10 protein-coding genes are annotated in these 9,627 nt (G+C 73.5%); 3 read left to right on the plus strand and 7 right to left on the minus strand.

What is annotated here, in order from left to right:
- Nucleotides 1–1,112 (plus strand): sulfate/molybdate ABC transporter ATP-binding protein (locus tag AC5LSR_RS16520; protein ID WP_493468659.1); only part of this gene is annotated, 1,112 nt, incomplete at its 5' end.
- Between the two features lie 178 nt (nucleotides 1,113–1,290).
- Here the strand turns inward: AC5LSR_RS16520 and AC5LSR_RS16525 are convergent.
- The 5 genes from AC5LSR_RS16525 to AC5LSR_RS16545 all read right to left on the minus strand — a co-directional run bounded on the left by AC5LSR_RS16525 (nucleotide 1,291) and on the right by AC5LSR_RS16545 (nucleotide 5,471).
- Entirely contained in the window at nucleotides 1,291–1,494 is a 204-nt protein-coding gene (locus tag AC5LSR_RS16525) for a cold-shock protein (protein ID WP_250284305.1), read from the minus strand.
- Nucleotides 1,495–2,144: 650 nt separating this feature from the next.
- Nucleotides 2,145–3,104, minus strand: coding sequence for a VWA domain-containing protein (locus tag AC5LSR_RS16530; RefSeq protein WP_250284303.1), 960 nt, complete (start codon nucleotides 3,102–3,104; stop codon nucleotides 2,145–2,147).
- Nucleotides 3,101–3,505, minus strand: coding sequence for a DUF58 domain-containing protein (locus AC5LSR_RS16535; RefSeq protein ID WP_493468660.1), 405 nt, complete (start codon nucleotides 3,503–3,505; stop codon nucleotides 3,101–3,103). The genes AC5LSR_RS16530 and AC5LSR_RS16535 overlap by 4 nt, the downstream gene beginning before the upstream one ends.
- 32 nt (nucleotides 3,506–3,537) lie before the next feature.
- On the minus strand, nucleotides 3,538–4,212 hold the full coding sequence (locus AC5LSR_RS16540) for a DUF58 domain-containing protein (protein ID WP_493468661.1): 675 nt from the start codon (nucleotides 4,210–4,212) through the stop codon (nucleotides 3,538–3,540).
- Nucleotides 4,213–4,304: 92 nt separating this feature from the next.
- Nucleotides 4,305–5,471 (minus strand): AAA family ATPase, encoded by a 1,167-nt coding sequence (locus tag AC5LSR_RS16545; protein ID WP_250284302.1) that lies wholly within the window; start codon nucleotides 5,469–5,471, stop codon nucleotides 4,305–4,307.
- 349 nt (nucleotides 5,472–5,820) lie between these two features.
- Between AC5LSR_RS16545 and AC5LSR_RS16550 the strand changes: the two genes are divergently transcribed.
- Nucleotides 5,821–6,513, plus strand: coding sequence for a DUF4097 domain-containing protein (locus tag AC5LSR_RS16550; RefSeq protein WP_250284300.1), 693 nt, complete (start codon nucleotides 5,821–5,823; stop codon nucleotides 6,511–6,513).
- 213 nt (nucleotides 6,514–6,726) lie between these two features.
- Entirely contained in the window at nucleotides 6,727–7,629 is a 903-nt protein-coding gene (gene metF, locus AC5LSR_RS16555) for a methylenetetrahydrofolate reductase [NAD(P)H] (protein ID WP_250284297.1), read from the plus strand.
- 164 nt (nucleotides 7,630–7,793) lie between these two features.
- On the opposite strand, the gene AC5LSR_RS16560 is transcribed toward metF, so the two are convergent.
- Both AC5LSR_RS16560 and AC5LSR_RS16565 read right to left on the minus strand, forming a co-directional pair.
- On the minus strand, nucleotides 7,794–8,042 hold the full coding sequence (locus tag AC5LSR_RS16560) for a hypothetical protein (protein WP_013874333.1): 249 nt from the start codon (nucleotides 8,040–8,042) through the stop codon (nucleotides 7,794–7,796).
- A 481-nt stretch (nucleotides 8,043–8,523) separates the two neighbouring features.
- Entirely contained in the window at nucleotides 8,524–9,132 is a 609-nt protein-coding gene (locus tag AC5LSR_RS16565) for a GNAT family N-acetyltransferase (RefSeq protein ID WP_445548462.1), read from the minus strand.
- Nucleotides 9,133–9,627 lie beyond the last annotated feature (495 nt).

Raw genomic sequence — 9,627 nt, forward strand, 5'->3', positions numbered from 1 at the left:
GGCCCGGCCCGTCCGACGGCGGTGGCGGATCCGATGACGGCGCGTTGCTGGCCCGTCTGCTGGTGCGGCGGGCCAGCGGCTTCACCCTGGACGTGACGCTGACCGCAGCGAGCGGGACGACCGTCGCCGTCCTCGGGCCCAACGGCGCGGGCAAGACCACCCTGCTGCGGGCGCTGGCCGGGCTGCAGCCGGTCGACGCGGGCCGGATCAGCCTGGGCGGCCTCGTCCTGGACGACCCGGCGGCGGGGATCTTCGTCCCGGCGCAGCGCCGCACGGTCGGGATGGTCTTCCAGGACTATCTGCTGTTCCCGCATCTGTCCGCGCGGGACAACGTCGCCTTCGGGCTGCGTTGCCGGGGGATCCCCCGGGCCGCCGCCCGGGCCGCCGCACTGCGCTGGCTGGAGACGTTCGGGCTGGCCGAGTTCGCCGCCCGCCGGCCCGGGGCGCTCTCCGGCGGGCAGGCCCAGCGGGTCGCGCTCGCCAGGGCGCTCGCCGCCGGCCCGAAGCTGCTGCTGCTGGACGAGCCGCTGGCGGCGCTGGACGCGGCCACCCGGCTGGCCGTCCGGGCGGACCTGCGCCGTCGGCTCAGCGGCTTCGACGGCCCGTCCGTGCTGGTGACCCACGACCCGATCGAGGCCATGGTGCTGGCCGACCACGTCGTCATCATCGAGGCCGGACGGGTGGTGCAGCAGGGCCCGCCGGCCGAGGTGGCCCGCCGGCCCCGCACCGACTACGTCGCCCGGCTCGTCGGGCTGAACCTCTACCGGGGGGAGGCCGGGGCGGGGGCCGTGCGGCTGCCCGGCGGCGGCACGCTCACCGTCGCGGACCGGGCGATCACCGGCCCGGTGCTGGCCGCGCTGCGGCCGTCCGCGGTGATGCTCGGCGTCGTCGAGCCGCACGGCAGCGCCCGTAACACGCTGGCCGGCCGGGTCACCGGGCTGGAGCTGCTGGGGGACCGGGCCAGGGTCGCGCTGGACACGAACCCCGCCCTGCTCGCCGACGTCACCCCCGCCGCCCTGGCCGAGCTGCGGCTGGAGCCGGGCTCGCGGGTCTGGGCGTCGTTCAAGGCGACGGACATCGAGACCTACCCCGACGACGCCCACGGCCCCTGACCGGCCTGGTGACGGCACGAGGCGACCAGCCCTGTGAACGGGCCCGAGGCCAGGGCCGGAGCCGGTCGGCCGGCCGGTCGGTACGGGACGAGCCCCGCACCATGACCGGTACGGGGCTCGTCTCACACATGTTCCTACTGCTGCCCACGGTCACGCTGAGCCGCGTGACCGTCGGTGATCAGAGCGGTCGGACGTTCTCCGCCTGCGGGCCCTTCTGGCCCTGAGTCGTGTCGAACTCGACCCGCTGGTTCTCTTCCAGGGTCTTGTAGCCGGTCGTCGCGATCGCGGAAAAATGCACAAAGACGTCCGGACTGCCACCGTCCGGGCTGATGAACCCGAAACCTTTCTCTGCGTTGAACCACTTCACAGTGCCCTGAGCCATTCGAGGATCCCATCGCCACGCAAGTCGACACGCGCGAGTGCGCGCGCCGGATCTCCACCCTCTCATGCCGGACGCACGGACCGACAGGCGCCCACCGTCACACGCCCACATCGGGTGACGCGGAGCTGGCCGGCGAGGCGGCGGACGGCGGTTCTGGGCGGCTGCGCCAGGCTCCCGCGGCTGCTCCGACGGCTGCCCGAGACCGGGGACGTGGCGGCGGGCACGGACGGCGCGACCGCCGCCGGGACGACCGCCGCCGGGACGACCGGCGATGGCCGCGCCCGGCGCATGGTGGCCCAGTACCCGCCGAACGGCTCAATACCTGGTAATCGGCCTACCGGCAGAGACCACCGGTAAACCGGGGATCGGCGCGTTCCGCCCCGCGGCGGACAGGCCCTGGCCCGGGCTCGGGTGGCATCACAGTCGCACCGGCACAGTCGCACCGGCGTCCCGGCCGGCCGCGGCCCCGACTTTCCCGCCACCACGGCGGCCCGGCACAGCGGCCCCAGTCCCTGGCCCGGATCGGGGATCCGGTCGGCGGGCCGTGCCCCGGGCGGCTCCGGCAGCCCTGAGCCCGGCAGGCCCCGGGTATCGCCGGTCGTGGATGCACCGGCCGGCGATACTCAGGGCAGCCGGGAGGAGGCCGATACTCAGGGCAGCCGGGAGGAGAAGGCCACCGACCCGGCCGCGGCCGTCAGCCCCAGCGCCAGGGACAGGCCGACGAACCAGGTGGTGACCTCGTGGAACTCGTTGCGGTAACCGATGGAACTGCCGAGGTTCTCGTACACCGAGCGCAGCTCGTCCCCGGAGGAGGCCCGGTGGTAGGAGCCGTCGGTCGCCCGCGCGATCTCGCGCAGCGCGTCCTCGTTGACCGGGACGGGGATCTCCTGGCCACCCACGTCGAGGCTGCCGTCCGCGGTGCCGTAGGCGATCGTGTCGACCGGCACCCCGGCGTCCCGGGCGGCCTGGGACGCCTGGGCGTTCGGGCGTCCCCGCTGGGTCTCCCCGTCGGAGAGCAGCACGATGGCGGCCGGCGGCGGCGCCCCGCCGTCCGCGGCGAGCTGTTCCCCGGCGGTGGTGATGGCCTGCAGGCCGGCGAAGATGCCCTCCCCGATCGCGGTGGACGGGCCGAGCTGCAGCCCGCGGATACCGGACCGGACGGCCTGCCGGTCGGTGGTCGGCGGGACGAGGAGCGCCGCCGACCCGGAGAACGACACCAGCCCCAGGTTGATCCGCGGTGGGAGCTGGTCGATGAACGCGTCGGCGCCGTCCTTGGCCGCCGCGAGACGGTTGGGCGCGACGTCGGTGGCGGCCATCGAGTTCGACACGTCGATCGCCAGAATGATCGTCGCGCGCTCGCGGGGGACCCGCCGGGCCTGGGCCGGCCGGGCGAGGGAGAACACCATGGCGGCCAGCGTGAGCAGCAGCAGGGCCGCGGGCAGGTGCCGGCGCCACCACTGCGGCCGCCGGGGCAGCACCGACGCCAGCAGCCCGACCGAGGTGAAGCGCGCCGCGTAGGCCTTCCGGCGCAGCGACATCACGATGTAGGCGGCGGCGATGGCGCCGACCGCCGGCAGCAGCCACAGCCAGTGGCCGGCGAGGAAGGTCATCGGCCGGCTCCGGCGGGAGGTACGGCGACCGGTGGGCGCCTGGCGGCGCCACGGCCGCGGCGGGCGGCCAGGACGAACCGGACGATGTCGGTGAGCCAGTCGGAGTCGGTCCGCAGGACGAGATGGCCGGCGCCGGCCCGGCGCAGCGCCGCGTCCACCTCCCGGCGGTGCGCCGCGGCGGCCCGGGCGTAGGAGTCGCGCAGCCGGCGGGAGGAGGTGGGCACCGTCAGGGTGGCGCCGGTCTCCGGGTCGACCACGTCGAGCAGCCCGACGTTGGGAAGCTCGAGCTCACGCGGGTCGACGACCTCGACGGCGAGCACCTGGTGCCGGCCGGCGAGCGCGCGCAGCGGCCGTTCCCAGGACAGGTCGACCGAGAGGAAATCCGAGATCACGACGACCATCCCGCGGCGCCGGGGCGGGTTGCGCAGCCCGTTCAGGGCGGCGGCGAGATCGGTCGTGCCCGTGCCCGTGCCCGTGCCCGGGGCCGGGGCGGCGGGGGAGCGGCGGGCCGGACGGGGTCCAGCGCGGTCCGCGGCGCCGCCAGCAGTGTGCGCAGCAGCGCCCGCAGGCCGTCCCGGCCGGTGCGGGCGGGGACGAGCCGCGGCCCGTGGCCGGTCGTCAGCACCACCGCGCCCAGCCGGTTGCCGCTGCGTGCCGTCAGGTAGCCTATGGCGGCCACGGCGGCGATCGCGAGGTCGCGCTTCTCCAGCCTGGCGGTGCCGAACTCAAGGCTCGCCGTCAGGTCGACGAGCACCCAGGTCTCCAGCTCACGGTCGGCGACGAGGTCATACACGTGCGGGACGGTGGTGCGGGCCGTGACCGCCCAGTCCATCCGCCGCACGTCGTCCCCGACGTGGTAGGTGCGGCTTTCGGCCTTCTCCGTCCCCGAGCCGGGCACCAGGCCCAGGTGGTTGCCGAGCAGCAGGCCGTCCAGCCGGCGGGTGACGGTCAGCTCGAGGCGGCGCAGGGTCCGTTCGATCGCCGGATCCGCCGCTGCCGCCCCGGACCCACCCGGCATGGGCTGTGCCGGCTGGACGGGCTGTGCCGGCTGGACGCCGTGGCCGCCGGTCCGGCTCGTCCCGCTGGCCGCGCCCGTCCCACCGGGCATACTCGCGTCCGTCCCGCCGGGTGTTGCCGGCGTGCCTGCTCTGCCGCCGCGGCGTGGCCCGGGAGCGGGCCGTTGCGTTGGCTGGTTCACTCTCACGCCGACGTTTCCTGGCCGAGGTACTCGGGGAATCCGTGCGGGTTGGTGGTCCAGTGCCCGGGATAGTCCTGCTGACGGGGCGTGACCCGGGGGGGGCGGGTGCCGTGCAGGATCCGTTCGGCGATGGCCCGCGCGGACAGCCCCTCCGCCAGCGCCTCGTAGGACAGCACCAGCCGGTGCGGCAGCACGTCCGGCGCGACCGCGGCGACGTCGTCCGGCACGACGTAGTCCCGGCCGCGCAGCATCGCCAGCGCCCGGGCCGCCGCGACCAGGCCGAGCGACGCGCGCGGTGACGCGCCGTAGGCGAGATGGCCGGCGAGTTCGGGCATTCCGAACTCCGCCGGCGCCCGGGTCGCCAGCACCATGCGGACCGCGTAGTCGGCGATCGCGTGGTGCACGAACACGTCGGTGGCGCGCTCCTGCAGCTTGATCAGCGTGGGCGGGTCCAGGACGCGCTCGGCCCGGGGTGGCTGCGTGCCCATCCGTCGGACGATCTCCAGCTCCTCGTGGCCGCTGGGATACGGCACGTCCACCTTCATCAGGAACCGGTCACGCTGCGCCTCCGGGAGCGGGTACACCCCTTCGGACTCGATCGGGTTCTGCGTCGCCAGCACGAGGAACGGCACCGGCAGCCGGTGGGTGACGCCGCCGAGGGAGACCTGTCGCTCGGCCATCACCTCCAGCAGCGCCGACTGCACCTTGGCGGGCGCCCGGTTGATCTCGTCGGCGAGGACGAAGTTCGCGAAGATGGGCCCCAGCTCCACATCGAAGGCCTCCCGGGTCTGCCGGTAGACCCGGGTGCCGATGATGTCGGAGACGACCAGGTCGCTGGTGAACTGGATACGGGTGAACGTCCCTCCGACCACCGTGGCGAGGGTCTGGACGGCGAGGGTCTTGGCCACCCCCGGCACCCCCTCCAGCAGGCAGTGGCCGCGGGCGAGCAGCGCCACCAGCATCCGCTCGACCATGTGGTCCTGGCCGACGATCACCTTCTTGACCTCAAAGAGAGCGCGTTCGAGATGGTCGGCGTCGGTGGCCGTGTCCGGGCTGGCGAGGGACGCCTCGCCGCCCGCCGCGGGCTTCCCCTCCTGGCCGTGCTCGGGTGCGCGTGTCCCGGATCCGTCCGGGGCGCGCGCACCCGAGCGTGTGAGCCGTTCGTCCATGAGCTGTAGTCTCGCAGCCAGCGGCCGGAATCGAGACTTCAAGCCGAACTCGTCAGCCTGTCTGAACAATGAATTAAGGCGAATTAAGACGAATGAAGGTGGATCCGGGGCTTCCGTCCCGGGACGGAAGCCGGCTCGCCCGGTGCCTTTCCGCGGGACCGGGGCCGCCGGAGCCGTCCTGGATGATCACTCTGGCCGCCCGGATGCCGGGCCCGACCGGTACCGTTCCCAGCGTGCCAACCACCCCCGTCGGCGGAACCCATCCCATCGACGAGCCCCTTTCCCCTGCTGGGAGCCGTCTTCTCGGTGGGAGCCGTCCTCTCGGCGCGGCGTGTGGCGGGGAGGGCCGATGACGGACGTCCTCGTGGCCGTGGCCGCCGTCGTCCTGCTGGGCGCGGCCGGCTACGGGCTCGTGCTGCCGCGACGGCCGCCGCGCGAGACCAGCCAGACGGCGGGCGGGGTGAGCGCCGTCGAGATCCGGCTGGCCGCCGGGCGGGTCGAGATCGCCGAGGCCGACCGGGCGGACGCCCGGGTGGCGATGACCGTCCGCCGGCGCGCCGGCCGCTCGCGTCCGGCCCTGGAACAGGCCGGGGAGCTGCTGCGCGTCGACGGGCGCACCAGCGAGGCCCGGGTCCGGCTGACGCTGCCGCGGGCGACCCGGGTCCGGGCCGAGGTCCGCCGCGGGGAGGTGACCCTGTGGGGCTCGGACGGCGACCTCGTGCTCATCACCGACACGGGCACCATCGCCGGGCGGGAGCTGGGCGGGAGCGGTGTCGCCGCGCGCAGCCGCACCGGTGACGTCGTCCTGCACTTCGCCCGTCCCCCCGGGAAGGTGGCGGCGTACAGCGACAGCGGGGCGGTCACGGTCGTCCTGCCGGGTGGGCCGTACGCGGTCGACGTCGAGTCCGCGGATCCCGGCGCGGACTCGGTCACCCTGGATGTTCCGGTCGATCCGGGGGCGGCGCGGACGGTGTCGGTCCGCAGCCGGTCCGGCCGGGTGCGGGTGTGCGCCCCGACGCCCCAGGGCCCGGTACGGCTGTAGGCCGTGCCACAGGCCGAGCGGCGAGCGGGACGCGGCCTACAGGGTGTGGCGTGCCGTGGGGACGGCCGCCTCGTCCGGTCGTCTCAGCCGGATGGCTCGTCCGGATGGCTCGTCCGGATGCCTTGTCCGGATGCCTTGTCCGGATGCCTGTCGTGAACAGGACGTGTCCGGTTGTGCCGGGTCCGGCGCCTGACAGGGCTTACCCTCAGGGGTATGGCAGCGGTCAGGAGCGTCGTGGCGACCCGGGGGCTGACCGTGCGGGACTGTCTCGCCTCGGGCCGGCCGTCGTTCTCGTTCGAGTTCTTCCCGCCGCGGACCCCCGAGGGGGAACGCCACCTGTGGACGGCGATCAGGGAGCTGGAGCCGCTGCGGCCGTCCTTCGTGTCGGTCACCTACGGCGCGGGCGGGTCGACCCGGGCCGGCACGGTGCGGGTCACCGAACGTATCGCGATGGAGACGACCCTCACGCCGATCGGTCATCTCACCGCCGTCAACCACTCCGTCACCGAACTGCGACAGGTGATCGGCAGCTACGCCGGCGCCGGGGTACACAACGTCCTGGCGCTACGCGGCGACCCGCCCGGCGACCCGCAGGGGGAGTGGATCGCCCATCCCCAGGGGCTGCGCCACGCCGAGGAGCTGGTACACCTCGTCCAGTCGCTCGGCGACTTCTGTGTCGGGGTCGCGGCCTTCCCGGACCGCCACCCCCGCTCGCCCGACTTCGACACCGACGCGCGCTACCTGGTACGCAAGCTCACCGCCGGCGCGGACTATGCGATCACCCAGTTCTTCTTCGACGCGGACGCCTATTTCCGGCTGGTCGACCGGGTCCGCCGGCTCGGCTGTGAGGCGCCGATCATTCCCGGGGTGATGCCGGTGACCAACGTCGCGCAGATCGAGCGGATGGCGAAGCTGTCCGGGGCCGCGTTCCCCGCGGACCTGGCCAGGCGGCTGCACGCGGTGGCCGACGACCCGGCGGCGGTGCGGGCGGTCGGGGTGGAGGTCGCCGCCGACCTGTGCGAGAAGCTGCTCGCCGGTGGCGCGCCCGGCATCCACTTCATCACGTTGAACCGTTCCACCGCGACACGGGAGGTGTTCCACTCGCTACAGCGATGATCCGCCCACCACGGCGGCGACCCGCCTTTCACGGTGACAGCCGTGTCTACTCACCCGGACGTGTCGGGTGCGGCGGCCTGCCAGCTGTGGTGATCCTCGGGCCACCGGCCGCAGGGGGCGCGCGCTCCCCTGGGCCCAGTCGTCCCGTCGTCGTCAGTGATCTTTTAGTCGTTGTCCTCGTAGGCGTCGAAGACGCACAACAGCCATTCGTCCCGGAAGGGCTGCTCGCGCACGAGCGCGAAGCCGGCCAGGTTCGCCGCGTCCACCACGGCCGCCACCAGGTTGAGGTCCAGCGTGCCGAACACGGGGGTGATACGCACCGCGACCACCACCTGGTCGCGTTCGGTGTTGAAGACCGCTGTCGGGTCGAGGTCGTCGAGTGTCTCCACGACCAGTGGTGCATGCTTGGTCACCGGTTTCTCCTGCGGCCGCCCCCTGGCGGCCCTCGAAGGGCTGACGGTTGTCGGTAGTCCCGGTCGTCATCAGACGACGGAACGATACGCAGCAGGCATGATGCTCCGATGACCGCCCCGGTGCCGACCGGGCAAGCTGTCGCAAGACGTGGCCGGACCTACATGACAGTCATACTTCCACGAAACGCCCGTACGGGCCCGGTGCCGGCGAAGACAGCGGGCTGGCGCGGGCTCTCTCGCAGCTCCCGGGAGTCGCGGTCATCGTGGGCCTGGGCTTCCTGCTCCTGCGCCTGGCCTTCCGCAGCGTGGTCGTGCCGCTGACTGCTGCGATCATGAACCTGGTGGCCGCGGCGGCGGGCCAGGAACGGCCACAAGCGCGGACCCGGACCGTCCTCCGGCCGCGCTGATCTTCGTTCGGCCTTCCCCCCGGGCGCCGGAGCCCGCAGGGGCCCGCTGGACCAGCTCGGTTTTCGGGAGGCTCTCAGATGACGCGGGCCTGCCGGTGGTTGTCGCCGGGGCCGTGGGCGGGCCGCTGCTCGGCCGAAGGGGACGAAGGCCGCTCCTGGGCCGGCTCGGCGGGGGTGAGGCGCTTGCCCAGCACCGCGTATTCGATCCAGCTTCCCGGAAATCGAAAATTCGACAGTAGCGGAATGAAGCCCTCGCTGGCATACAGCCGTCGAGCCCTGCTGTCGGGTAGTTCCAGGGCGGACAGCGCGGCGGTCTGTTCCGGTGCCTCCCGCAGCAGTTCCCGCAGCAGACTGCGTCCCACCCCCCTGCCCTGGAACTCCGGCAGGACGTGGAGCTCGACGATCTCCAGACAGTCGCCGAGCCAGGTCACGGCGTCCTCGGGCCCCAGCGCGTCACTGACGACGTCGTGCCACCACTGCCCCTTCAGCCCCGGCAGGGCGTAGGTGAAGCCGACCAGGCGCTCGTCGGGGAGAAGGGCCGCGACCGCTCGCAGATCCCGGCGGTCGGCGTGCCGGCGGGCGTGCATGGTCCGTTCGATCGCCGCCCGCGCCGGGTCGGGCTCGTGGAAGTCCAGAAAGGCGGCCTTGTAGACGGCGATGACATCGGTCAGCCGGGCACGCATCCGCGCGGGTGTCCAGCGGATCAGCCTGATGTTCTCCACCAAGCCTGCCTCCTCGCGCTTTCGTTCCTGCCCCGGGCAGGCTGCCTGCCCGGGTGGCCTGTCTACCCGCGTCGATTACCGGCCACGCCTGGGCCGTGTCAGTCCCCTATACCATCTGAGGTCACTGACGATAACGGGTGCTCGGGGCGTTGCGCCCGACTCGGTCCGGATGAGGGCCTGTCGGTGAATCCTGTACGGTGCGGTGGCAGCGTGCCATATGCCAGGTGTTCCTGGTGGCCCGGGGCGTTCTCGCCGCCCGAGCCCCGCGTGGCCCGGCCTCGCCCGATCCTCGCTGTCGTGAAACAGACGGCCGGGCCGGCAGGGTTGCCGCGGCACAACCGCCGCTGACTCCGGTCGTCTGACCTACCGCCCGCTCGCCGGCTGGGTGACCGCGACCAGATGATCCCTGGCCGGGCCGGCCAGGTGCGCGGCCCCGGAGCCGGCCACCGGGCCGCC

The organism is Protofrankia sp. CiP1_Cm_nod4, assembly GCF_982290645.1.

Bases quoted from the DNA above. Each gene is read 5' to 3' on its own strand.
- AC5LSR_RS16525 (WP_250284305.1), bottom strand. From the start codon at position 1,494: ATGGCTCAGGGCACTGTGAAGTGGTTCAACGCAGAGAAAGGTTTCGGG.
- AC5LSR_RS16530 (WP_250284303.1), bottom strand. From the start codon at position 3,104: ATGACCTTCCTCGCCGGCCACTGGCTGTGGCTGCTGCCGGCGGTCGGC.
- AC5LSR_RS16535 (WP_493468660.1), bottom strand. From the start codon at position 3,505: ATGGTCGTCGTGATCTCGGATTTCCTCTCGGTCGACCTGTCCTGGGAA.
- AC5LSR_RS16540 (WP_493468661.1), bottom strand. From the start codon at position 4,212: ATGCCCGGTGGGACGGGCGCGGCCAGCGGGACGAGCCGGACCGGCGGC.
- AC5LSR_RS16545 (WP_250284302.1), bottom strand. From the start codon at position 5,471: ATGGACGAACGGCTCACACGCTCGGGTGCGCGCGCCCCGGACGGATCC.
- AC5LSR_RS16550 (WP_250284300.1), top strand. From the start codon at position 5,821: ATGACGGACGTCCTCGTGGCCGTGGCCGCCGTCGTCCTGCTGGGCGCG.
- metF (WP_250284297.1), top strand. From the start codon at position 6,727: ATGGCAGCGGTCAGGAGCGTCGTGGCGACCCGGGGGCTGACCGTGCGG.
- AC5LSR_RS16565 (WP_445548462.1), bottom strand. From the start codon at position 9,132: ATGCGTGCCCGGCTGACCGATGTCATCGCCGTCTACAAGGCCGCCTTT.